Source organism: Agrobacterium sp. H141 (genome assembly GCF_057158725.1).
On record NZ_JBXENI010000002.1, the window covers coordinates 97,432 to 122,604 of the forward strand.

19 protein-coding genes are annotated in these 25,173 nt (G+C 58.9%); 5 read left to right on the forward strand and 14 right to left on the reverse strand.

Annotation, left to right across the window (positions count from 1 at the left end):
* Genes tssM through ACWPM9_RS20700 form a run of 4 tightly spaced genes read left to right on the forward strand, consistent with a single transcriptional unit; the run spans position 1 to position 6,030 of the window.
* The gene (gene tssM, locus ACWPM9_RS20685; protein WP_484757775.1) at positions 1–3,585 is read left to right on the forward strand and encodes a type VI secretion system membrane subunit TssM; all 3,585 of its coding nucleotides are present in this window, start codon (positions 1–3) and stop codon (positions 3,583–3,585) included.
* Positions 3,567–4,247, forward strand: a complete 681-nt coding sequence (tagF, locus tag ACWPM9_RS20690) for a type VI secretion system-associated protein TagF (RefSeq protein WP_484757776.1) — start codon at positions 3,567–3,569, stop codon at positions 4,245–4,247. Before tssM ends, tagF begins: the two co-directional genes overlap by 19 nt.
* A gap of 19 nt (positions 4,248–4,266) precedes the next feature.
* Entirely contained in the window at positions 4,267–4,992 is a 726-nt protein-coding gene (locus ACWPM9_RS20695; protein ID WP_484757777.1) for a PP2C family protein-serine/threonine phosphatase, read from the forward strand.
* A 6-nt stretch (positions 4,993–4,998) separates the two neighbouring features.
* Positions 4,999–6,030: a hypothetical protein gene (locus ACWPM9_RS20700; RefSeq protein ID WP_484757778.1), complete on the forward strand. Its 1,032-nt coding sequence runs from the start codon at positions 4,999–5,001 to the stop codon at positions 6,028–6,030.
* A gap of 111 nt (positions 6,031–6,141) precedes the next feature.
* Here ACWPM9_RS20700 and ACWPM9_RS20705 read toward each other — a convergent pair whose 3' ends face one another.
* The 10 genes from ACWPM9_RS20705 to ACWPM9_RS20750 form a co-directional block, all read right to left on the reverse strand.
* Positions 6,142–6,966: a M15 family metallopeptidase gene (locus ACWPM9_RS20705; protein WP_484757779.1), complete on the reverse strand. Its 825-nt coding sequence runs from the start codon at positions 6,964–6,966 to the stop codon at positions 6,142–6,144.
* 750 nt (positions 6,967–7,716) lie between these two features.
* A complete protein-coding gene (locus tag ACWPM9_RS20710) occupies positions 7,717–7,938 on the reverse strand; it encodes a hypothetical protein (protein ID WP_484757780.1) in 222 nt (73 codons plus the stop codon).
* Positions 7,935–8,648: a CDP-alcohol phosphatidyltransferase family protein gene (locus ACWPM9_RS20715; RefSeq protein ID WP_484757781.1), complete on the reverse strand. Its 714-nt coding sequence runs from the start codon at positions 8,646–8,648 to the stop codon at positions 7,935–7,937. Before ACWPM9_RS20715 ends, ACWPM9_RS20710 begins: the two co-directional genes overlap by 4 nt.
* 72 nt (positions 8,649–8,720) lie before the next feature.
* Positions 8,721–9,833 (reverse strand): GTP cyclohydrolase II RibA, encoded by a 1,113-nt coding sequence (gene ribA / locus ACWPM9_RS20720; RefSeq protein WP_484757782.1) that lies wholly within the window; start codon positions 9,831–9,833, stop codon positions 8,721–8,723.
* A gap of 222 nt (positions 9,834–10,055) precedes the next feature.
* A complete protein-coding gene (locus ACWPM9_RS20725; protein ID WP_484757783.1) occupies positions 10,056–10,877 on the reverse strand; it encodes a RibD family protein in 822 nt (273 codons plus the stop codon).
* Between the two features lie 5 nt (positions 10,878–10,882).
* Positions 10,883–11,458: a cytochrome b gene (locus ACWPM9_RS20730; protein ID WP_484757784.1), complete on the reverse strand. Its 576-nt coding sequence runs from the start codon at positions 11,456–11,458 to the stop codon at positions 10,883–10,885.
* 231 nt (positions 11,459–11,689) lie between these two features.
* Positions 11,690–12,730 (reverse strand): helix-turn-helix domain-containing protein, encoded by a 1,041-nt coding sequence (locus tag ACWPM9_RS20735; protein WP_484757785.1) that lies wholly within the window; start codon positions 12,728–12,730, stop codon positions 11,690–11,692.
* Positions 12,731–12,931: 201 nt separating this feature from the next.
* Positions 12,932–14,044 (reverse strand): Gfo/Idh/MocA family protein, encoded by a 1,113-nt coding sequence (locus tag ACWPM9_RS20740; protein ID WP_484757984.1) that lies wholly within the window; start codon positions 14,042–14,044, stop codon positions 12,932–12,934.
* Between the two features lie 77 nt (positions 14,045–14,121).
* On the reverse strand, positions 14,122–15,861 hold the full coding sequence (locus tag ACWPM9_RS20745) for a SulP family inorganic anion transporter (RefSeq protein WP_484757786.1): 1,740 nt from the start codon (positions 15,859–15,861) through the stop codon (positions 14,122–14,124).
* A 93-nt stretch (positions 15,862–15,954) separates the two neighbouring features.
* Positions 15,955–17,469, reverse strand: coding sequence for a sulfatase (locus ACWPM9_RS20750; RefSeq protein WP_484757787.1), 1,515 nt, complete (start codon positions 17,467–17,469; stop codon positions 15,955–15,957).
* Positions 17,470–17,804: 335 nt separating this feature from the next.
* Here ACWPM9_RS20750 and ACWPM9_RS20755 point away from each other — a divergent pair, with 335 nt between their 5' ends.
* The gene (locus tag ACWPM9_RS20755) at positions 17,805–18,719 is read left to right on the forward strand and encodes a LysR family transcriptional regulator (protein ID WP_484757788.1); all 915 of its coding nucleotides are present in this window, start codon (positions 17,805–17,807) and stop codon (positions 18,717–18,719) included.
* An 11-nt stretch (positions 18,720–18,730) separates the two neighbouring features.
* Here the strand turns inward: ACWPM9_RS20755 and ACWPM9_RS20760 are convergent, their stop codons facing one another.
* The 4 genes from ACWPM9_RS20760 to ACWPM9_RS20775 all read right to left on the reverse strand — a co-directional run bounded on the left by ACWPM9_RS20760 (position 18,731) and on the right by ACWPM9_RS20775 (position 25,019).
* Positions 18,731–20,245: a tripartite tricarboxylate transporter permease gene (locus ACWPM9_RS20760; RefSeq protein WP_484757789.1), complete on the reverse strand. Its 1,515-nt coding sequence runs from the start codon at positions 20,243–20,245 to the stop codon at positions 18,731–18,733.
* Positions 20,246–20,248: 3 nt separating this feature from the next.
* Entirely contained in the window at positions 20,249–20,752 is a 504-nt protein-coding gene (locus ACWPM9_RS20765; protein ID WP_484757790.1) for a tripartite tricarboxylate transporter TctB family protein, read from the reverse strand.
* Complete coding sequence (locus ACWPM9_RS20770) at positions 20,749–21,702, reverse strand: Bug family tripartite tricarboxylate transporter substrate binding protein (RefSeq protein ID WP_484757791.1); 954 nt, start codon at positions 21,700–21,702, stop codon at positions 20,749–20,751. The genes ACWPM9_RS20765 and ACWPM9_RS20770 overlap by 4 nt, the downstream gene beginning before the upstream one ends.
* A 788-nt stretch (positions 21,703–22,490) precedes the next feature.
* A complete protein-coding gene (locus tag ACWPM9_RS20775) occupies positions 22,491–25,019 on the reverse strand; it encodes a hypothetical protein (RefSeq protein WP_484757792.1) in 2,529 nt (842 codons plus the stop codon).
* Positions 25,020–25,173 lie beyond the last annotated feature (154 nt).

A 25,173-nucleotide genomic window follows, 5' to 3' on the forward strand; every position in this document is an offset into this window, starting at 1 on the left:
ATGTTCCGCACAATCCGCTCCCATATCCTCAGCTCAATCGGAGCCATCATCGTTTTCAGCCTAGTACTGGCGGTCACGATCTGGCTGCTTGGCCCACTTCTGGCCCTGGGTGACATCCGACCGTTTGACCGGGAATCGAACCGCGTGATCGCCATCGCTGGCCTTGCAGCGATCACGACCATCGCCATCCTGGTCATCCTGCTGCGCCGTCGTTCGCAAGATCGCCAGATGACCAATGCGATCACCAGCAATACCGTCAGCCCCAAGGGTGATGACGATGGCGATGCCGTCGAAGCTGAACTCCTGGAAGTCCGCAAGCGCATGACCGAGGCGCTTGGCTTCCTGCGAAAGTCCAAACTCGGCGGCCGCTTCGGCTCGCGCTATCTCTACCAATTGCCCTGGTACATCATCATTGGTCCGCCGGGCGCCGGCAAGACAACAGCGATCGTCAATTCCGGTCTGCACTTCCCGCTGGCCGACCGCATGGGCAAGGGTGCAATTGGCGGAGTTGGTGGTACGCGCAACTGCGACTGGTGGTTCACCAACGAGGCGGTGCTACTCGACACGGCCGGCCGTTACACCACACAGGATAGCAATCGCAATGCCGACGCAAAGGCCTGGACCGGGTTCCTCGACATGCTGAAGAAGCATCGACGACGCCAGCCGATCAATGGTGCGTTGGTCGCAATCAGTCTGTCCGACCTGTCGTTGCTGACCGAACAAGATAGGCGCGCCCACTCCCAGGCAATCCGCTCCCGCCTGCAGGAACTGCGCGAGCGCCTCGGCGTCCGCTTCCCAGTGTACATCCTCTTCACCAAGGCCGATCTGATCGCGGGTTTCCAGGAGTTCTTCGACAATCTCGGATCTGACGAACGGGAGCAAGTCTGGGGCTTTACTCTTCCTTACGAAAAGGCAGCTCAGGCCAGTGAGGCACTCGCCTCGTTCAATGCCGAGTTCGACCTGCTGCTGTCTCAGCTCGCCAATCGCAGCCTTGAACGAATGCAGGCCGAAACAGATTATCAACGCCGCAGCCTGATCGCAGGTTTCCCGGCACAAATCGCCTCACTCCGCAATGTCGCCGAAAGCTTCCTCGGCGACATCTTCCATGACAGCCGATTTGAAGAAAATCAGCTCCTGCGCGGTGTCTATTTCACGTCTGGTACGCAGGAAGGCACGCCGATCGACCGCCTGATGATGGGCATGGCCAACACCTTCGGCATCGGCCGGCAGGCGATAGGCACGGGCCGCGGCCAGGGACGCAGCTATTTTTTGACGCGGCTGATGAATACGGTGATCTTCCGCGAGGCCGGCCTGGTATCGGCCGACGATGCAGTCGAGCGTCGCTATCTCTGGGTCAAGCGCGGAGCCATCGCGGCCAGCATCCTCGGCTTGCTCGGAACCACCGCCCTGTGGACAAACAGCTTTATCGGCAATGTCGCCCTGATCTCAAACGCCAGCGCTCAGATCGACGAATTCCGCAAGCTTGCCGGCGACATCCCCGGCAGCCCAATAGCCGACGCCGACCTGCCAGTGATCGTCCCAGCTCTTAACCTCCTGCGGGACCTGCCCGGCAATCCCGCGGCCAGTGACCCCGAGGCACCATTGGCACTCACCTTCGGCCTGTACCAAGGCGACGCCGTTGGTACCGAGTCCGCACAGACCTATCGCGGAGCGCTCAACAGCATGATGCTGCCCCGTCTGCTATTCCGCCTTGAAGAGCAGATGCAGACCAACATCAACAATCCCGATTTCCTCTTCGAGGCGCTGAAGGTCTACCAGATGCTTGGGCTGCAAGGCCCGATGGATGCTGACACCGTCAGACAATGGATGCAGGTCGACTGGGCGATCGCCCTAAAGGGTCAGGACGAGGTGCAGCAGGAACTGCTCGGTCATCTCGACGCTATGCTCAACCAGCCAATGCGCAAGATTGGGCTCAACGGTCCGCTGGTCGAGCAGATCCAATTGCTTTTGTCTGAAACGCCGATCGCGGAACGGGTCTACCGCGGCCTGGTCAAGGCACCTGGGGCCACCGCGATCGAGCCCTTCCGGGTGACGGATGTCAGTGGTCCCGCCGTCTCGCGCGTCATGCTGCGCCCTTCCGGCAAGCCGCTCAGCGCTGGCGTGGAGGGGGTCTACACGCGGAATGGCTTCTACACATACTTCCTACCCTCGCTCGACACGATCTCTGATCGGGTCCAATTCGAAAATCTGGTCCTTGGTCCTCACGCCGAAGAGGTCACATCGGAAATCCTGGCTCGTCTGGAAAAGGATATCCTTGCCCTCTACGAGAACGATTATGTGGCCCGCTATGACGAGCTCCTGGCCGACGTCGACATCATCCCGATGGAAAATCTTGGCCAGGCGACCCAGGTCATCAACATCCTCTCAGGTCCGACATCGCCGATCCGCAACTTGCTTGAGGCCGTGAGCAAGGAGACGAAGCTGACTACCCTGCCCGGTGCGGAGGTGGCGGCCAGCAACGCAATCTCCGCTGCAAGCGAAATCGCGCGTGGCGAAGCCATTTCAAAACTGGATGCCGGTGGACAACAGATCGTCCGGGCTCTCAGTTCGTCCGTACCGGCCGAGGTCCAGACAACAGCGCCTGGCCGCTTCGTCGAGGATCGTTTCCGCAGCTTGCACGATCTCGTGGCGAGAACCGAAGGTGTCCCGTCCGAATTGGATAAAATCATCCAGCGCATGGCGGATGTCTTCAGCGAGCTCAACCGCTTGTCGCTCGGGCAGAACACCGGCGCCGCCATCGCCGGCCAAGGCACCGGGGCTGTTGCCGAGCTGCAGGCTGCAATCACGCTCTTGCCCAATCCCCTGCAGCGCTGGGCCACCCAGATCGTGACAGCCTCGTCGGGAGCAGCTGTTGGCGGGGCGCGTGCCGACATCAATGCGAAGTGGCAGGGTCAGGTCCTCCCCTTCTGCACTCGCGCAATCGAAGGTCGCTATCCCTTCAACAGGCAAGCCCAGGCCGATGTGGCCCTGCAGGACTTCGGTCGACTGTTCGCGCCGAATGGACTTATTGATGCGTTCTTCAATGACAATCTGGCGCAGTTTGTCGACACGACCTCGAATCCCTGGCGGTTAAGGCGAGTGAACGGTGTTGACATCGGCATATCGGATGCCGTCATCGCTCAGTTCCAGAAAGCATCGGAAATCCGCGACAGCTTCTTCGTGGCCCCTGGCCTGCCATCGATCACCTTCGACGTCACGCCTGTCGCGCTCGATCCCAATGTCGAGCAGGTTGTGGTGGAAATCGAGGGACAGCCGGTCTCCTACGCCCATGGCCCACCTGAGGTCACGCCTCTGACTTGGCCAGGCCAAAACAGCGGACGCACGCGGGTATCGTTTTCTCCGGCGCGCACTGACGTGGAAAACGCCATCCAACGTGATGGCCCATGGTCCTGGTTTCGTCTTCTCGACACGGCGGAGGTGCGCCGCACGAATGTCTCGGATCGCAATCGTGTGGTCTTCAATCTCGGCGGCAGAATTGCAATCTTCCAGCTACGTGCGGGCTCTGCGCTCAATCCGTTCACGGCTTCGGCGATCGGCAGCTTCAAGTGCCCGACTTCGCTATGATGAAGACCAGCGTGCAGTACGGGTGGTTTGGAAAGGTGCCCTGCGTCGGCGATTTCGTTCGATCCGGTCTCTCAACGCAATTTGTCGGCGCTTGGGACGACTGGATGCAGAAGCTGATGGTTGCCGGACGAGAGGAACTCGGAGAACGTTGGCGGGAATGCTATTTCAGCGCCCCAATCTGGCGTTTTGCGCTGTCGGCGGGACTGGCCGGACCGTATGCAGTGACAGGCATTGTGATGCCAAGCGTCGACCGTGTGGGTCGCGAGTATCCGCTTTGTCTTGCGGTGGAGTTAGAGACTCTCGTCTGGTCAGCCTATAAATCCGTGGAGCCGATGTTTGAGCAGTTGGAAGATACGGCACTCACCATGCTTGAGGATGGCTCGTCTCTTTCCACACTGAAGGATGCGCTGGAACGGATTCCAGCGCCCCAGCGGCTTACGCTGCCTCGGTTCGGAACTATCGGCTTGGGTTGGGCGAGTGTGACCAATGGCGACCCGGAACTCGCACTCGCGACTCTGGCGGCACCGCAGCCGGCATCAATCTTCGTTTCGACAGTCAACGCAGAAACTCACCTGCTGATGACAAGCCAATTGCCAGGCGGACCTGACGAGGCGGCTTCGCTTTTCGATATCGACGGCCCCAGGTGGGTTTTCCAGGATTGAGCCGACGGAGAGGTTTGACATGACTGCCAGTTCAACCACACTTCGGCGCCACAGCGCGCGAACACATGTGGGTTTCGTCCGCAAGGTGAACGAAGATGCCATACTTGTTCGGCCGGATATCGGGCTCTGGGCGGTATCCGACGGGATGGGTGGACACGCCGCAGGTGATTTCGCCAGCCAGGCGATCACCGAATTGTTGGACCGGCTCCCGGTCGATCTCGACCCCTCAGAGACAATGCTGCAGGCTCGCGAGGCACTTCACGACGCCCATCGACTGATCGGTATTGAGGCGCGACGGCGCGGCAGCGGCTCAATCGGCGCGACCGTGGTGGTGCTGCTGCTTTCGGAAGAGCATTTCATGTGTTTCTGGGTCGGTGACAGCCGCCTCTATCGCCTTCGCGGTGGCGATCTCGAGATGATCAGCACCGATCATTCCTTTGTCGGAGAACTGGTCGAGCAGGGCTTCATTACCTGGGCAGAGGCAGAGAAACACCCCCAGGCAAATCAGATCACCCGCGCCGTCGGCGTGGGCGAGACGCTGGAGATAGACAAGCGACGAGGCGACATTCGTCCCGGTGATCGGTTCCTGCTCTGCTCGGACGGGCTCACCAAATATGCCGGCTTCGACATGCTGCGCCGCTATCTCACGGACCGCCCCATTGAGGTTCTGGCCGACGAATTGATCTCCGTCGCCCTTGAGGGTGGAGCGATCGACAACACGTCCGTGATCGTCGTGGAGACCTGAGCGACAATGCCCTGCTTCTGCACCGTGCCCGCCGACGCCGCGCGCAACAGGTTCAACTGGGGCATGGTCCCCATGTTGCCGACTGCTCCGCTTTCGATGAAGCTGGCCTTGGCAATTCCCGGCATGGAGCCTTTGAGCCGGCTGGATATGAAGATCGCCTCCGGCTTTCAGCCGGAAACCCTCCCCAATCTCGATCTCGGCGGCGGGCCTCTGGGACAGGTCGCAATGATGATATCGCTGATGAGCGGCACTTTTGCGCTAAACGACCTGCCGATGCTGGAAATGCAGATGGAACAGGCGGCCAACAGCATTGCCCGCAATGTCTGGCCAAAGCTCGGGTGGCTGACGACGTTGAAGATGCAGCCGCTGATCAACTACGCGATCGTCGCTCGTCTCGTTCTGGACCTGCAGGCGCTCGGAATCGATCCCTTCATCGTCGACACGTTTCCGGCTTCATCCTCGACCATTCCCGATTTTCGCTTCGCACTTTCTCCCTTCAAGCTGAAGATGGCAAAGATTGTCGCCGGGCTGCCAACCCTCATGCAGATGACAGAAATAATGGAGCTGCCGCCTTTTGGGGAACCCGATGCTGTATCCGCCCTCACCAACCGGCTACAAAACTTGTCCAGCCTCTCTCCGCCCAGCCTGATTATTCCCATGCCGCTGCTTATGAAGCTCGCCATGGCGCTTGAATCACTGGCGAAGATCGAGGAGGCTTTCGGTTCCGACGCCTTTTCTCCATCGAAGCTCGGTCGAATTGAACGAATGCTGTCCGTGTGGGGAGGTTTCCAGTTGCCATTCGCGACGCCCGAATTGGCATTGGCGTTGAATGAAAAGCTCGACTTGCTGCCGACCATGGAAGACATCCGGCTCGGAGAAGCCGTCGCGGGCCACACAGCCGGCGCATTTGCAACCAGCTTCTCCCCCCCAAAACTCGCAATCGCACCGTTCCTGAACGTGGTCATCGCGCTGCACGCCTCAATGCAGGTTGCCATTGACATGGAGCCATTCGACATGTGCGGGACATGTCGTGGCTAGCCAGCCAGATGCGGAAGGGTTTGTCACGTTCTCCAGGTACATGGCACCCAAGGTGTCAACCAGACCGGATCGCTGCTGCGGGGCTGTCCGCTACCACAATCCTGGTGTTGGTCAAATCTCGCCCAACCGACGCCACTGCTCGAGCTTTTCGCGACTGACCTCGAAATGCATTGAATCTTCGCGGCTGAAGCCAGCGCCCCAGATCCAGCCCTCCTTTTTGAAGAAGTCCGCGAGGAGGATCAGGCCGAGCTGGGTCTTGTCGTCAGCCAGCGTATCGAGCACGCCATCGACGTTGATGTCCATGGCGAGACCGTAAGCGTGGGCGGAGGCGGAACTGGTCGAGCCGCGGATCAACCGCACACAAAGCGAACCCGCACTCTTGATGCGCGCGTAAAGCTCGGGTTCGAAGAGCTTTACGTTGGCGAAGACCTGCCTAGCGGAAATCAGTGCCGGGCGCAGCATGCGCGCCTCGATAGGTCCAACATTTTCGGTCGAAAGCAGAGCGGCGAGTGTCGGATTCGTCGCTGACTGGCAATCATCAGTCAGGTTCTCTCGCGGAAGACCGAGCAGATCCTGCAGGAAGGATGGCGTCGCCACGGTCAGGCCGTCATTGGCCGAGCGCCGGTCGGCGATCAGCACGACTTGGGCGAAGGAATCCTTCAGGCTGTCGGGCGTGACAACGACCTCCTCTTCTGGCGTCGTCTCGCGTGACGCGCCGACCAAGTCGAGCGAAGTACGCGCATCCAGGCCATCAATCCGATTTCTCAATTCGACCACTTCGTCACGCAGGGCGGCAATCTCCCCGTCGATTTCTGCCGTATCGAATTCAGTGGGCTCCAAAGGTGCACGAGGCGCGAAATGGATCTGGGCAAAGTGCCAGGCGAACGGAGCCGCCACGATCGACAGGGCGATCATCAGGGCTGACAGCAGTCTCATCAGAATCTCCCTCTTTGGATCCGATTGGAGGCTGCGGCGATGCCCTCAAGCTGCGGCAACTCGCGTGATCCAATCGTCCAAAATCAACTCTTCTGTCACAAGGCGGCAATGACATCTGCCGGTGAGTTCCGGAAGTAGGGGATTTGGTTCATATGCTTCGACGACGGCAATCAGCAGAGCTCGATACTGCCTCGACACGTAGACCGTTGCCGCCATCGTCGGCCCAGCGCAGACAAGAAAGTCCGAGCCATTCAGTCATTGTCTTCCCGCGCTTCCAGCGCGTCACGTTTGCGCAGAATGAGCAGACCATTCTTGATGGTTTATCAGCTCTGCGTCTTGCCATCGACGCAGGCAACGATTGACGTTTTCGCGGGTGTTGAGCCTTTCGATGGTTTCATGCGCGACCTGTGGCAAAGCAGGAATGTACTCGAATGCAATCAATGGAGTGGGCAGGGAGAGACCCCGCACTATTACGCTCTCAGGCCCTCGACATCGACTTGCAGAACTGCGGCCTACCGTATTTCTCGCCTAGCCGATTGAGTACTATCACTTTCACGACTGCCTTGCTGTCCCATGTCACATTCCGGAAACCGGCGGTCTCGCTGACGCCGTCAATAAACGGTTGGATAGAGCCGTGACCGTGGGATGGCGCCTCGGAACATGCAGAATCGCTTCGCCCTCTGCTTAACCGACCGCGACGCCTTCCCAGCTCCGCAACCGGTCGCCAATATGCCGCTAGATCAGGTCGGCCTAGAGGGGCTGCGGCTCGACCGCCACGACCGAGGCCCCCAGGGAGATCAGCGTCCGTCTGCGGCTGCCCACATGGGCAGCAATGTCGAAAACGAGATCGTCAAGTGAGATCTGATCGCCGTAAAAGCGCCCAAGCACGCGGCGGCGCCATGGCTGGCAGTCGTAGATCAACAGCGATCGCGTAACCCCTATCGTGGTGTCGATGCCCGCCCGAATTGTCATTGTTCATCCCCTCCGGCTTCGCTTAGTAGGTAGATGCAGTCGACAGCAAACGAATAGCTGAGCAGCACAAGGGCGAGAGCTGCGAGCCACGAGGACACTGGCGCAGTGACGAAGGGCACAAGGATGATGCATAAAACCGCGACCTGCACCACGCAGACGATCTTGCGCCGAAGGGAGGGTTGGAGTCTGCCCGCCAGAAGCGGGACGGGAACCTGCGCCACCACGAAGACATAGCGCATGAGCCCGATCAGCAGGACCCAAGATCCGACCTTGCCCAGAGTGAAGGCGGCGGCTGACAGGCAGAGGATCAGCAAGGCGTCGATCTCCATGTCGAACCGGGCTCCAAGTTCGGAGACCTGGTCACTGCGGCGCGCCAGGTACCCATCCAAGCCGTCCAGTACGAGCGCCATCAGAACGAAAGCGACGAAGCTCCAAGGCGCGTTCTCCAGCGTCGGTGGAGACGCTGGAGAGAAAACTGCTGCGGCGATCAGGCTGACCATCGCAGCCCTGACCGCGGTGACGCCGTTCGCGAGTCCGAAACTCCGGCCGTGGTGGTATTGCAGGCCACGGAAGACGAGCGCGTAGATGGCGACCAGCAGGACTGCAGCAGCAACTCCGATGTCGTGACCAAGGGACAGATGGTTGGCAAGCGGAAAGTAGGCCGCGGCCGCGAATGCAAAGACGCTGACAAGGGCAAGAAGGGCGCTCACCTTTAGCGTTGAAGATGGTCCGCTCTCCGCCACATTTTACTGCACCTCGAGAGGCTTCAGCGGCATCTGCCCCTACTCCGCGGCAAGGATGGCATCGATGTCGAGCAGATGTCCGGCCCTGTCCTTCTTGGTTCGCAAGTAGTCGACGTTCTCGGCGGTCACTTGGCCTGTCAACGGCATTCGGCTCTCGACCGCAATGCCGCCTCTGGATAGAGCTGTGAGCTTGCCGGGATTATTCGTGAAGACCACCGCCCTGGAGATATCGAGGGCACGCAGCATGGCAATCGCCGCCTCATAGCGCCGATCATCGGTGCCATAGCCAAGTTCTGCATCAGCGTCGATCGTGTCCAGCCCGAGATGCTGGTAGCCGTAAGCCCGCATCTTGGCGCCTATGCCAGTGCCCCGCCCCTCTTGATCAAGATAGAGAAGCACGCCGCCGCCCATTGCCTTAAGCTCAGCGAGGCCATTGTACAATTGGTCGCCACAGTCACATTTCAGCGACGCACAGAGATCGCCCGTGATGCAGGAAGAATGGATGCGGATCGGAACCACGCGCGTGCAATCTGGCCGACCCACCATGATCGCAACCTGGTCTTTCTGCGCAAGGCCGCCCCGAAACACCACGAACTCCGCATCGCCCAAGTCGCGCAAGGGCACATGGCTGCGCACCACGATATCAAATGTCTGGCGCGCAGCATCACTGGAGAGCAGCGCGTGCAGATCGATCTGACAACAGGCCGCGAAGCGGCGCTCGGTCGCACTGATCTCTGCACAAACCACGGCAGGCAGGAGCAGAGCCAACCGTGCCAGTTCTGCACCTCTCGACATCAGCGAATGGGGTGGATTGCAATGCGGTGGGGCGGGGGCGCTCAGCCCGTAGGCAAGACGCGAAGCGGCATCGAAGTCGACATCGCGAAGCGGGACGGCAAGATCTCCGCTCGCAGACGGTCGCAGTCTGTCGGCGCGCTTTGCGGTCAGGAACAACTCGTGGCGACCATCGACCGCCGCAGCGAACTGGTCGTAGAGCGTGGGTGATATGCAGTCGAGTGCCAGAATTGCTAGCCGCTGGTTGCCGTCGGCGACGATGACCGGGCGTCCGAACCGCAGTTCGGCAACAGCACGTTCCACCTGCGTGGCGGGTGTCACGACCTGAAAACTGCAGTCGTCGGCGTCGAAGAGTTTCATCTGAAAGACCTCCAATAGGTCGGGATTAACTGGATCGCCGATTGAGGGCGATGCGAGCCCCCGGCGTTGCTGGCCATCTGCCGAATTTCTTCGCCCCGAACCATGGAAAGATTGTCTTCGCGCACGAAACGACAAGAAATCTGCACTCACACGTAGTCACAGAGCAATCCGGTGGCGAGAAATGTCGACACTTGGACAACTTGAAGCACATATTCCCCGAGTCTAGACGGACAGCAGGGATGCTCCGGCATCCACAGCCACGGCATTCTTCTGTTCCACAGGGCCAACCTTACCTTTTGGCCGGAATTGGCAATCAAAGAGGATGTCGCTGCCGAGATCGTAAACCTCGATAGCCGGTCGGTGAGCACAACTCAGACGCTGGATCGGAGACAGGGTGATGCCACTGGGGCCTGAGCCAATGATGAGCGGTGAAACTGCGACATGCAGTCTGTCTACCAGTCCAGCGTCAATGAAACGTGCGATTGTCCGCGCGCCGCCTTCGACGAGCACCCGATTAAGATTGCGCTTGGCGAGCTCCTCGAGGATCTGATGAGGATCTATCCCGCAGGACGTCGTCCGGAGCTTGATGACCTCGGCCTGCGACAGGGCGCATCCTTCCGCATGTAAGCTCTGGAACACGATGACAGGCGCTCCGCCATCGTGGAACAGGCCTTCGCCACCGTCGAGTTCACCGTGGCAATCGATAACGACTCGGACAGGCGACAGACCCTTCACCATCCTGACGGAAAGCCGGGGATCATCCGCCTTGACCGTGGTGACGCCGACAATGACGGCATCGACCAAAGCTCGGCATCGATGGAGGTGCACGAGGCCGTCATGCCCCGATATGTCCCGCGCGTCACCTGCCGCCGTAGCCACCCGGCCGTCCAGTGACTGCCCCACTTGCGCCAAAACCATGCGGCCACGCGCGCCAGCAATTGGCCCATAGAGGCGAAAGGCCGCATCCGGCGCTATGGCTTCGCCGTGACGCAGGGCCAGCAGACGCGACCAGGTGGCATCAAGCACCTCCATTGAGGACACCATGGTCACTAGAGAATACGGTACAATGTGTTGTCACGTTTGATCACGTGGTGGAGCAGAACCGCACCAAGGTGCATTGCAAAGAGCGCCAGGAGGAGCCAGGAACTCCAACTGTGAACTGTCGAAAGCGTCCATGCGATCTCCGGCGCCTTCCCAATAGGACTCCAGATCGGCACGACACCGAACCAGTGAAGCGGAAAGCCGTGGGCGTTCGTCGCGAGAAAACCGCTGACAGGCACGACGAGGAGCACGAGATAGAGAAGCCCATGCACTGCCGAAGCCGCCAAACGTTCGATCGCCGGCCCCTCTGCTGGCGGTGACTTGGCAAGCAGCTTGTTGCCAACGCGAAGCAACATGAAGAACAGCAGGAGAAAGCCCAGGTTTTCGTGGATCAGGTAGAAGTCCAGCCTGACCTCGTCTGCGGTGAACTTGATCAACAATCCGAGTGGCCAGGTCACCAACACGAGTGCCGCAGCGATCCAGTGAAGGATGCGCGAGGTTGCGGGAAAACGCCTGACATGAATTGCGGCGTCGGAAGGACAGATCGCCGTTGCGAACATGTTCTGCTTGTGGGTCGTGTGCAAATGATTACCCCTAGAGTGTGCCCGGTGCCGGGAGAATGGCACGATCGCCTCGGGCCAACCGAGGCGTCAAAATGATGGCGACAGTATTCTGGCAAACCGATTGACGTAAATGACGCCGCGTGCACGAGATTTGTCCATTCGTGCAAAGCCGCCACGAGGCGCCCGATCATGGTCAACGGCAGACCAAGGCAGACCTGAATTTGGCGGCATGCAGGTGCGAATGCGTGGATTTCAATTTGATCCGGCCTGGAGCAGCCAATCGATGAAAGTTGTTGCTTCTTCTTCTCGCTTCCTGCTGCCGGAAAGCCATGCGACACGTGTCTCGCTCGGCGCGAAGCCGTAGCGCGCGCTGAACTGGCGGCAAAAGGACGAAAGGCTGGTGAAGCCATACTCATATGCGACCTGGCTGATCAGCTTTTTTTCCGAGGATTTGATCAAGGCGTCATAGCAGGCGGCCAGCCGCTGATGGCGGATATACGTCGCCACGCCGCCATGCCTTTCGAAGAGATAGTAGAGCTGTCTGCGGGATAGGCCTAGGTCTCGGCAAACCAACTCGGCCGTCAGGTTCGGTGCTTTCAGATTGGCTTTGATATGGCGTCTCGCCCGCTCGAATTGCGCCGCTGCAAGCGGTGCTCTGGCCGCCTCTATATTTGTTGGTGTCTGGCGTACGAGGGCGCGGAGCAAATGGCCAAAGGATTCATTGACTGCTTCTCCATCCGACAAAGTCAGCCTGTCTGCTCGACGTTCGAGTGAGGTGATAAAGTCTCCGAGGATGTGTGCCATCGGCCCTAGAACGGGTTGGTGAGCCGTGTTGTCCAACTCGGCGCTGATATCCCAAAAGTCGTCACGGCTGAAAAACAGACAGGAAAAATGGGTGGCCTCCATGCACCCGCTGAATGGAATTGCAAAAGAATGCAGCACGGTGTCTCCAGCACCGGCGCTAAAACCTCGGTCGACGGCCGAAACCTTCATCACGCCTTTGGTTACAATGCCCATGCACCAGTGATCGAAGCTGCCGTGGCGAATGGTCTCCTGCGTGTATTGGAACCGCATGCGAGGCAGCTTGAAGGATGTCAGCTGCAAGGAGCGGAGGTGATAGGAATCTGCACTGGCGAGGAAGCCCCCACTCACCGGGTCAATGGCCTCTTTTTCACACATCGCTGCAGTGAAATCGCACCATGCACGAAATTGTTCTTCGCGTTCAAACGACGCTGTCGTGAACTGCATACACGGTATCAGGTTCTGAGCTTGTATCGGCTTGTGCAAATTCATGATGTTATAAATCAAAAAATGAATGTGCCGCCGCTTCGGCGGCACTGGTTTTAGATTTACTGAACTGGGGCAACCTCAAGCGGGTAGCCGCGCCCATATTTCGCCAAGGCCATCCCATCGATCTCAATGCCGAGCCCCAGCTTGTGTGGCATGTCGAACCAGCCACGATCGTACCGGGGGACGGCGGAACGCGACCTGGGATCACGGCAATGCATCGAGTCTAACTCTCGCCCCGCCTGATTTCGCCATAGCGTGGATGATCCGCTCGATTTGAAAGCCGGTACTGAAATCGGGTCCGGCATTGACGCCGCCAGCAATTGCAGCCAACAGATCGCGAGCCTCGATGACCTTTTGCTCATTGAAGCCGAAGTTATGCCCCGGTGCGGGGCAAAATGAGCCGAAATCAGGTTGGTTAGGACCGGTTAGATGGCGTGTGAAACCCGCCTCGCCTTTCCTGTAGACCCAGAGTTCGTTCATGTGCTCCTGATCAAAGAAGATTGTCCCTTCCGATCCGTGCACCTCCCATTGCAAGCGGCATTTGCGACCATGAGCGACACGAGATGTGGCGAAGCTTCCCTGGGCGCCGCTTGCGAATCGTAGCAGCGCCATTGCGCTGTCCTCGTTTTCGACAGCGCGCAGACCATCCGGGCTTGGACGCTCGGGAATGGCAACCTGTGTCATCGCGGTGACTTCGGACACCGGCCCCATCAGTGCAATCATCTGGCTGACGAGGTGGCAGCCCAGATCGCCCAAAGCGCCCAATCCACCGGCCTCGTGCGTCATCCTCCATGACCATGGCAAGTCAGGATCGGCGGAATAGTCTTCGTCATACACTCCACGGAATGCGTGCGGCACCCCGATATCGCCGGCGACAATCATTGCGCGCGCCGCCTGGAATGCCGGTGAACGCAGGTAATTGTAGCCCAGGACGGTCACCTGTCCGGGATGTCGCGCGGCCAGTTCGGACATCGCGCGTGCATCCTCGAGGGTGAGGGCCATCGGCTTTTCCAGCCACACGTGCTTGCCGGCCGCCAGCGCCGCCTCGGCCATGGGACGGTGCAGTCCGTTAGGAGCCGTGATCGACACAACATCGACACGCGCCGCCCGCACAGTCGACAACCAGTCCGAACTCGCCGCCGCAAAGCCGAACTGCGCACCGAGCGCTTCGGCTTTATCAATCGGAGTATCACATAATATCTCGAGCCTCGGATGCGCACCGCCGAATACCGTCGCCACATTGCGCCACGCCATGGCGTGACACTTACCCATGAAACCGGTCCCGATGAGCGCTACTCCAAGCGACCGCGCCGGCATCCGGACGGGCTTCTGGGTATCTTCGGGAAGGGGAGCACTCAGCGTGTCCACCCCATCTTGACCATTCCGAAGCTCGTTCATTCTGATATCCTTTCAACGAGTTTTGGCGGGCATTCGTGGAAGATCCGGGTTTTGCAACCGGCACAGATTTCGCCGCGCAACTGGCTCGGCACGATCGCCGCGATCGCGTCATGTCGATGACTGTAGATATTCTGGTCCTCGACGGCGTCGACGACACCGTATTGCCTCATCTTGTCCAACAAGGGTCCGTAGCGCGAGGTGAGATACAATCGCCCTCCGCTCGCACGCCTGCGGCGACTTTCCTCGATCAGCAGTTCCGCGCCGGCAAGATCGAGTTGCCCTATACCTGTCAGCTTGAGCACCAGATGCTTCTGGCCAGGCCGGTCGCGTTCAATCTTGCGCAAGGTCTGCCGCAATTTGTCGACGACGCCGAAATAGAGCGGACCGTTGAGCCGGCCGAACAGCAACTGAGGGCATTCAGGGCCTCCATGCCGCACATTGTGAAAAGAATGATTGGGCCGACTCTGGTCGGGTACTGTCAGTTCGAGCTCGGCATTGATCGACTCGTTGAGAAATAGGGCCAGGCTGAGCAGCACACCCGCGAAAACCGCGAATTCCAGACCGATGCCGACTGCAGCAATGAAGGTGATGAAAAAGGTGAAGGCGTCGCGCCGCGAATGATGCGCCAAGCGAAAGAACTCGGCGAAGCCGATCTGGCGCCACGCGACAAGAATAATGACCGCAGCCATAGCCGGTATTGGCAACGCGCTGAATAGTGGCGCGACCAGCAAAAGGATAGCGGTGAGCATAATCGAGGCGAAGACCGCGGCCATGGGTGTGCGGGCGCCAGCCTCATGATTGACTGCGGTACGAGTGAGCGAACCCGAGCCCGCGTAGGCCGAGAAGAAAGGACCAACCAGGTTGGAAAGACCCTGTCCAATAATCTCGCGATTCCCATCGAGTGTCTCATCGCGGCGATGCGCGTAAACCCTGGCGACGGTTACGGATTGCATCAGGCCCACGATCGCGATGGCCAACGCTGGCTGCGTGAGCTCTGAGACACTGGTCAGAGAGACACTCGGCACCATCGGTGTTGGAAAGATGGAGGGTATGGAGCCCACAGTCCGTGTTCCCAGCGAGAACACCCAGTTCACGATCCCGCCGATCCCGAGTGCCAGGAGGTGACTAGGCAGGCGCGGTGCATGGAAGCGCAGGACGAGTGCAGCCAAAAAAGTTACACCGGCAACGATAATCGCACTAGGCGCGGCATTTGGAAGCGCCGCGCCGAGGCCCGATAAGAATTCCCCGAAGCCTGTCGAATGCGGAAGGGTGACACCAAGGACATCGGCCAGTTGGCTCATCGCGATCAGGATCGCCGCACCTGCACTGAACCCATTGATGACGGGTGACGACACGAAGGTCAGAAATCGACCCAACCGGGCCAAGCCTATGGCCAGTTGGATACCTCCCACCAGCAACGTCAGCACCATCGCCGCCGCAATCCATTGCGAGGAACCGGAAACATAACTTGGCGCCAGGGCTGCAAAAACGAGCGCAGAGACGGCTGTGGTGGGACCGGAGACGACGATTCGCGAGGATCCACACAGTGCAGCAACCACGGGCGTGATCATCGCGGAGTAGAGGCCATAGGTGGGCGGCAGGCCGGCAATCGAAGCGAAAGCGATAGCCTGAGGCAGCACGATCGCAGCTCCCGTGATGGCAGCGTACAGATCGCCACGCAGGGTGTCGACATTGATCAGATGTCGCCATTCGGGCTTGCCGGGCCACTCAATCATGCGGCGCCCCCAGACGGTCTGAAGACAGGCAGCCGTGCGAAACAGTTGCCTGCCATGATCCGTGAGGAGGCCACACCGAGGCGGATCTTCTGTCTACGCTGCGTCATCGCATTCAGCAGGCATGTCTAAACGGGCATATGCTTCGGAGGGGGCATCATTGGCGCGCATCTGTCGCCGCATCTTGCCGATCATATCCTGTTCTAGAACGGGGTCACTCAGCGGATGCTCCTGCCCTGGATCAGATACGAGGTCATACAATCTGGTCTCGTTTTCAATCAGGCACCCGGGACCGTAGTTGTAATACATCGGCGAGCGCTCGGTCACGGGCACCTTCAACAGGGGCACGTTTTTGGTCCAGTCGAATGGCGGCACGAGCGTTGCATTTTCCAGCTCCCGCGTGGAAAACCGCGAAGTGATATGCGTGGGCATCAGGGTGTACTGATTGATCTCCTGCTTGGCGATGTCGGTCGGAAATCGGTGGTAGCTGCGGTAGCCGTCAGTGACGTTTATCGCGCCCCCGAAATAGCCAAAAACGACTGCCTCACGCTCTTCGGTCCGCAACAGGGAACGCCCCTGCATCTCCGTCGGCGTCTCAACGCCCCACAGATCCAGAAATGTCGGAGCCAGATCCGTCGATTGCGTCAAGCGATCGACCCGAGATGCTCCGGGATTGCGCGGATCGTGCACGATCAACGGAATATGGGCGATCTCCTCGTAGATATTCATCCGATTCTTCGCCCAGAAGTCATGCTCGCCCAAGAGGAAGCCGTGATCGGTGGTGACGACAAGCGCGGTGTCCGTCCACATGTCATGGGCATCGAATTCATCGAGCAGTCGACCCAGGAGGTCGTCACAGAGCGACACCACCGCGTAGTAGTTGGCTCGCAATTCTTTGGCTTCGCTCGGAAGATCCTCGACCCGGCCGTAGCGCGGCCAGTCGAGAATTCCCTCATTCCAGCCGGTATCGAAGGGCTCCTTGAACCGATCGGGCGCGTGAAATGGCTCGTGCGGATCGAAGGTCTCGATTTGAAGCAGCCAGTTGTCTGCATCTCGGTTAGCCTCCAAGAACTCGAAGCCTGCCTGGAAACACTGAACCGATGGGAAATCCTTCTCCTCGCGAATATACTCGCGATTGATCAGGTGTGCTTTGTGCTTGGGAGCATTGTCGATGAGTTCCAGCTGTTTGGCGTGATATTTCTCGCGCAAACGCTCCCAGGGTGGCTGCACCAACGCCTTCCAGGGATCGCTTTCCTGGCCACGAATGAACTCGAACGTATTGTATCGGTTATGATACGTCGCTCCGCCATCCTCCCAGTAGTGATAGTGATCTGTCACAAGATGGCTGTGAACGCCGACCTCCTGAAGCAGTTCGGGAAATGCGTTGTCGAATGGTTCGAGAGGCCCCCAGGAGCGGTGAAGAAAACTCAGATGGCCGGTCAACATGTCCCGACGCGCCGGCATGCAAGGCAGCGAGCCCACATAGTGCTTTTCATAGACCTGAGCTCGGGCCGCCAGACGGTCGAAATTGGGCGTAGGGATCCGGCGTCCCCCATAGCATCCCAGCATATGCCGATTGAGGCTGTCGAACAGGACAAATACAGTTTTCATAATCGGGTCCGTAGAACGTAGTCGTTGTCGGCTCAGCGCCTGCCGGATGACTTGCGTGGCGCATGACCCTTCAGGCAGCGGCCAGCGGCATTCAGCTAAGCCCAGGGCCTGTCTGCTAGTCAGAGATTGGAGGGGAGCTCTCCCTGCTTCGCCAAACGAAGCTCGAAATGGTTCTTCCGCTGCACCGCCGGTAGAAGCCGAACCTGCATCCCGAAAATCAAAGCGATCCTGCGCACGTGCCGTCCTCTCTCATATCTTTGAGGGACCTTGTCAGCTAAGGACATATATGTAAAATTGCTTTAAATTGAGTTATCTATAACTTTTTGGAATTCGCAATGGATCGACAGCTGGCAGCATTCCTGACGGTCGCACGGCTGGGGAGCCTCACCACGGCTTCACAAAAGCTCAACATCACGCAGCCAGCGCTGACCAAACGTCTCGTGATACTGGAAGAGCGCTTGGGGGTTGATCTGTTCGAGCGAAAGCCTCGCGGCATGGAACTGACAGCAGCGGGACGGATCTACCTGCGCCACGCCAGCCGTATCGAACAGGAATATCAGCAAGCGAGCGAAGAGATCGGCATTCTGGAAAATGCCGGCATGGAAACCCTGCGCGTCGGGGCCGGACCGCTCTTTCACCTGCGCTATGTGGCGCAAGCTTTCTCGGCTGTCCGCAAAAAATTCCCGATGCTGCGACTCGACCTAGTTGCACGTAACAATGCGGATACTTTGCCGCTCCTGGTGCAGGGCGAGCTCGATCTCGTGCTTGGAACGATCGAGCCTTTGGAAGCGCATTATCTACTTCATGTGATACCGCTGCTTGAGGTGGAGCAGGCGGTGGCTGTAGCCGAGGATATGCCTTGCGCTGACAAGGCTGTGCTTTCGCCCTCAGACCTGATCGAGATGGATTGGGTCAGCTACAGCCAGGTACCGGGCAGCCGTGAATTGTTGACACGATATTTCTCGCAGCAGCAGCTTGGGCGTCCACGGTTTGCCGCACAGACGACCTCTTTCACGGCAGGGCTGCATCTGATCAAGCACTCGCACTTGGCCATGCAGGTACCGCTCCAGATTCAATCCGTCGTCAGCCGAGAAGGCTTGAAGGTCATACCTGTCTCGCCGCCACTCTCGCGATCGGCGGCCGGGATCTATCTGCGTGAAAGCTCCCTCGGCATCCCGGCCGTCAAGGCGATGAATGAAGAACTCCGACGTATCACCGGAAAGGCAGATGATAGAGACGATCAGCGGTAGCGGAACCGCGATCAGTCAGCCTCCTGCAACCGGTCGGATCGACGCCCCGGAACCAGTCGGCGCGCGGCGAAGCCGATCACGCAGAGCAGAAGCGCACAGTTGATGAACAGCAAGGTCGCGGAAACCGGTCGCTCCACGAAGATGCTGAGCCCATCGTGCGACAGGAGCATAGCCCGACGGACATTGTTTTCCAGCAATGGCCCGAGGATCACACCGATCACCAATGGTGCCAATGGGTAGCCCCCGGCTCGCAGGACCAACCCGACAAGGCCGAAAACGAACATCACCCAAAGGTCGAAAACCGAGCTGCTCACAGCGTATGTGCCGACGGCACACATCAGCAAGACAGTCGGGATCAGCACCACTTTGCGCAATCGCAGCACGTGAACGAACAGCGGCGTTACCAGTATGCCCACGACCAAGAGTGCTATGTTGGCGAGCATGTAGATCAGGAAAATCCCGCCGACGATGTCCGAATGCTGGGCAAACAGGGTGGGTCCTGGGAAAACACCGAGGATCAGAAGCGCGCCGATCAAAACGGCAGTGGCAGCGTCGCCGGGGATTCCGAGCGCCAGTGTTGGTACCAACGCACCGCCTGCTGTGGCGTTATTGGCGCTTTCGGCGGCAACGATTCCACCTTCGGCTCCTTCTCCATAACGCTCTTCACTCTTCGAGAACGTCTTCGCGATCGCATAGGCCGTAAAGGACGAAATCACGCCCCCGGCTCCGGGCAGAGCGCCGACACAGGCCCCAATGGTGGAGGATCGAAGCAGGTTGGGCCAGCGTCTCAGGACGATCAGGACCGTTCCAAAACCCGGCCGGGCAATAGACAGCTTCGGGCGATCGAGCAGGTCATCGCCGGCCAGCAAATGGCTCATCTCCGAAATCGCGAAAAGCCCGACGACGATGGCGACGATACTCAACCCGTTGGAAAGTTCGAAAAGACCGAAAGTAAAGCGCTCCGCGGCAGTGAATTCGTCAGTTCCAGCCGTCGCCAGGAGCAAGCCCGCCGCGCCCGCTATGAGGCCTTTCAGCATGGACTGTCCTGAGACAGCAGCGATCGATGTCAAACCGGTGATCGCAAGCATAGCGTACTCGGGGGGACCGAACCCGGCTGCGAAGGCCGCGAGCGAGGGCGAGAACAGGATCAGGATAAGGCCGCCAAACATACCGCCAAGCGCCGAGGCGGAAATGGCGATGCCGATGGCGTCGGCTGCGCGTCCATTTTGCGCCATCGGGTAGCCATCGAAGAGCGTTGCCGCGGCAAGCGGCGTTCCCGGGATCCGCAGCAGGATGGCAGATATGGCGCCACCACATGAGCCGCCCACATAAATCGCGATCAGAAAGCCTGCCGCCTGCACGGGTGGGAAGGTGATCGCAAAGGGCAGCAGAAGGATGATGCCCATCAGCGGCCCTAGTCCAGGCAAGGCTCCGACAAACAGGCCAACGATCAGTCCGGCGCCGACAAGTGTAACCGTCGAGAGGCTCGTCACGAGACCAAGGCCATCCAGAAGCATGTCAAACATGGTTCACCAGGGAATGTTGAGATTGAAGATGCCGCCTGGCAGAACCACGTCGAGTTGGCTTTCGAAAAACCAGGCGACTCCGAAAGATATGCCAACACTGGCAAAGGCCATTTGCCACCAACGGCGCCACCCACAGGAAAGCATGATTGCGAACATCATCGGCGCCGAGGTCAGGTGGAATCCGAGCGTCCCGAGTACCCCCAGATAGAGTCCGAAGATAAGAATGACCGCAGCAGGGCGAAGGAGATGGCGCGGCGCCAGCTCTTCTCCGCGACTACGCCGATGCACCACCACCTGGACGACAAGCTGCATAACCACGAGGCCAAGCAGCAAAATGGCCACACCGCGTGGATAGGCGGCCGCATTGTCGTACGGCCCACCTTCCGCCATGCCTGCCGGCCCGAGCACGTCGCGGATCTGCTGAAACACAAGAGCCACGAGAACGAGCATCAATGCGACTGCAGACCATTCCGAGAAGCGCCGGCCAAGCGTGAACCAGTTGGTCATTTCAATGCCTTCAGAGCTTCTTCTTCCCATTTGATTGCATCGGCCATCGTCGAGAGTTGGTCATGCACGCTTGAGACTACCTCGTCGTAACTCGTATGATCCCAGTCCAGCGGCACGAAGCCCAAGCGCGAGATCTTGGCACGAACGTCGGGATCGCTCATCGCCTTCCCCATCGCGGCGCGCAGTTTCTCGACGCGCTCGGTGGGTGTGCCCTCTTTCACGAGCCACCAGTCCCAGCCCATGGGAGCCAAGCCGCTGATCCCGAGATCCGCATCGATTTCTGCGATCGACGGCGCGCCGCCAAAGGCCTCTTTCGCTGCGGGCTGCTCCGACAAGACAAGCCCGATTTTCAGTGCATCTGGGTCCTGCTTGTAGCTCCCGACGTTGACGAAAGTGAAATCGAGGATGCCACTTTTCACATCGTTGTTTGCCGCAGGCGGGGATTCGTAAGGTACGTTTTGCGCGACAACCTCGTAGAATTGCAGTGTCTTCGCCATCACAAGATGAGGCAGATTGTTCCGCTGTCCCGAGGAATAGCGCAATTTGCCCGGATTGGCCTTACCCCAGGCCATCATCTCCTCGAAACTCGACCAGCGCGTCTCATCCGTCCGCCAGCCGATTGCAAAGGGATTCGAGGCTGCCGCATGCAGAGGGATGAAATCTTTATGGCTCCAGCCCGCCTTGCCCAGAATCGGCTGCAGCACCAGCGGTGCGACATAGCCGTCGATGATCGTGTAACCGTCTGCTGGTTTGTTCAGAGCAGTCTGGAACGCCTTTATGCCACCCGCTCCGGGCGTGGCGAGCACCGTCAGCGGCACCCCGAGTTCCTTGCTCATGGCTTCCGCTATAATCTGGCTCACCGACAAGGCCGGACCGGCCCCGGCGGGCAGGATGCTTTCAATTGTTCGTTCGGGATAGTCCGCAAATGCGGCTCCGCTGATGCTTGCCAAAGTTAGGGCAGCGCCTAGAAAGACAGATCTCAGTTTCATGCTATTCCTCCCGTTGAAAGACTGTGTTTGCGCAGACCTCTCCTCAAAGACCTGCGCATTCATAGTGTTGGCCCGAAGGCGGGCGTAGTCACGGAGGGACCCGATGAGAAATCGGGACGTGGTCCCGCTATGGTTCGATGATCGCAGGCAATCGGCGATTCCTGCGGGCTGCGCTGCTTCAACGTAAAGAGCAAATCTCGGACAGGGCTGCCCGCCGCCGGAATGTAACGAGAATCGAAGACCTGTACGGCCATCACAAGCGTCGTCCTCCGTCGAGCAAGTTGCCAAAGCTTGCCGCCTCTGGAGACATATGTAAAATTGCTTTGAATCGGCTTTCATATAACTTTTCGGAATATTTCTTCTGAAATTTGGAACCTGATGAAGTTGGCTGCCCGCTTCTTCATTGGAGCCGCGCGGTATGCTTTTCCGCGCGCCCTTACAGCGCAACGGGTCAATGACGTTCCGTACTACCAGGCAGTGTCGAGGGGGTAAAGATATGAAGTCTCGGGAGGCCTGGCACTACAGGAGTGCCAGCCATCAAGGCGGACACTTCCAGTTCCTGATGGCGACACATGCGAGATCGTCTTTTCGACAGGCCGAATTCGTCACGATTGTTTGCGTGCCCGGACGGGCCGTGTATCAGGCCGTCGGCTGGCGACGATCTCTTGAACAGCAATGTAAGAAATGCAGAAACTCTCCCCCACCTCTGCCGGTAGGGGAGAGTCTTTTTCGGATTGGACTACGGCAAGTTACAAGTCTACTGTGCCCGTAGCTTTCATGGGCTTCTTGAGCTTCTTCTTCGCTGCCTTCATGTGTACCGCGTGCACAAGCGCCCGAGCCAGATACTTTTCGTTCTTGATCTTGACCTGATCCTTTTCCTGTCCCTTGCGGCGGGAGATGATCGACTTGCAGCCCGTCAGCGCATCTTTTGGTTCCCACACAGCCTTGAGGGCAAGCGCCTTAATGGTTTTGATTTCTTTCTCTTCGATCTGGTAGACGCCGCAGAAGGCCTTCCAGTCTGTGACTGGGACCAGCTTTGCTGCGGTTGCTGGATCGACTGTGATGCCGGGGTCATCGTCATCCACCTCGCCTAGCCCGCCGATGGTTGCTGCGGGCGACGCCACCGGACTACCGCCCCTGAGCGTCGCGACCTTGGCATGCGCGAGTTTCAAGATTGTCTCGGCCGACATCTCGGGAACCGCGCCGCCATTGCCCAGCAGCCGCCTGGACAATGCAACGGCGCGCTGTTTGGCTTCCTCGATCTGCTTTGTAGCCAGCATCTTGCTGATTTCACGGATCTCGGTCTGTGCGATCGTGGCCAGATTATCCTTAGGTGCAGCGAGAATCCGCTCCCTCTCCATCCTGTCCATGGTTTCGCGATTGTAGATGTCTTCACCTTGCGGCGAGGTTTGTTGCCCACCGGCATTGGCTCCACCTTTTCGGGGCGCGCCATTGGCACTCCCTGCCCCCGGGTTCCCACCGTCCGGGCCCCGGCGCGGAGTATTGCCCGGATCCGGCCCGTCATTACCGGGAGCCTGCTTCCTAGGCTTCTTTTCGTCTTCCGACAGCGCGCCATTGATCTCCGCCAGGATCGTAACCACGACTTGGCGGACTTCCCTCTCGAACAGGTTCTGGAGGTGCGGCTCCGCTCGGGGGCCACCGAGAAGGGCGGAGGCAAGCGCGCGTGCCGCAGTTTGGGCAGCACCCAGATTTCTGTCGATCAAGGCATCCCGAACGTTTCGCATCTCCGTATTCACCACCTGCGTCCCGTGCAGGTGCCGTGCGTCGCGGATCAGTTGCAACAGCGGCGTGTTGCCCACCGGCGTGGTGCGATCCGGCGCGGGGCGCGGCGGAAGCGGCGGCGGCTCCCCGTTTTGATCTTGAACCGGCTGATCAGTCTGCGCCCCGGCGTGTCCGCCAGCTTGGGCACGGCGGATCTCGTCAGGATCGTTGTTCAGGAAATCGTCGACATCCATGGACAAGGTCCGTTCAGCGCTTCCAACGCTTGAACGCGTTCCGCCACTTTGCTCCTCATCATTGTCATCATCGCCGTCTTCGGCGTCGGGCGGCAAGTCTCTGTCGATGATGTCATCCAACGATGTTCTGCTGAACCCACTGAAGCGGTCATCACCGCCATTGCCGCGGTCACCATTCCCCGGGCCAACGCTGCTGCCTGCGTCGCTTTCATCGTCATCATCGTCATCATCGCCGTCTTCGACATCGGGCGGCAGGTCTCCGTCGATGATGTCATCCAACGATGTTCTGCTGAACCCACTGAAGCGGTCATCACCGCCATTGTCTCCGCCACCGGGTGGGTCACCCGGACCATCGTTGCCACGGCCATCACCGGCATTGCCGCCGCCGCCATTGCCCTCCCCCCCATTGCTGGGGTCTCCATTGCTGCCGTCCTGGCTTTCATCCTGAGCGCTAGGGCGATTCTTCGGAAGGAACCCTTCCGTGACCAGCCAGTCGATAAACTCGTCGGACGTACCGAGGAAGCCAAGTGTCTGGATAGGATCCTGTGCGAGGCGCAGGAGATCCCTCCATTCAACGCTCGGATCCATGTAGTGCTGGGCGAAGCGCTGAATGGGGATGGGATTGTCGACACCTAGCGACTGAGACGCCGCAACCGCATCCTTTAGTGGGTCTCTGATGAGAAGATGTTCCTCCTCGAGACGCTGAACAAGGCTTGCCAACGTCATGTTGTTGCCTTCCAGCTTTATCAGTTCTTCACCTTCGGCGCGGACCTGCGCAGTCAAGCCTGATTGCGAATAGGCTTGAATGAACGCGTCGCGACGAGCCAATTCGCGGATGTCATCCGGACGGCCACCATTTTGAATATGGATATCCCAGAACTCTGGCGATTTCCAGAAAGCCGTGAACAATGGCTGCCCCTCCAGCATGATGGCAATCTGGTTTGTGGCGGCTTTCAGCGCAGTGTCCCACCTCTTTTGATTAAACGGGACAGCATGGTAGGCTTGCTTGATATTCTTCTCCACGTCCTCCGGAATGTTAATGTTATTCTCTGCGGCACCAAGAAGAACATTGTATTCGTCATCAGATTCTCCCGAGTCGGAGGCAGAATTCTCTTTAGTGCTATTAAATATTAAATCATAGATGAGCTCCCGAGCTTCTCCGGTGTAGTATGCTTCGAGGAAACGAAAACTCTCCTCGGTGGTGGGGCCCAGAAAGTCTACGAGAGCATCCCAAATATCTTTATGGTGATTGAAAATTTCATGCACGGTCTCGTGATATCGTTTTGTGCCGAACTGCTTCATTGCGGACTGGTCCCTTTCCATACTCAGGCTGCCTGATCCACGTTTGCCTTCGTGTTCAGAGGTCAACGGTGAGTGATGGAATGAAGGCATTCTGGTTCACTATGCCGCCAGAAAACTCGAAACCACGCCTTCGAAGTGCGCGTCCCCCACCAGA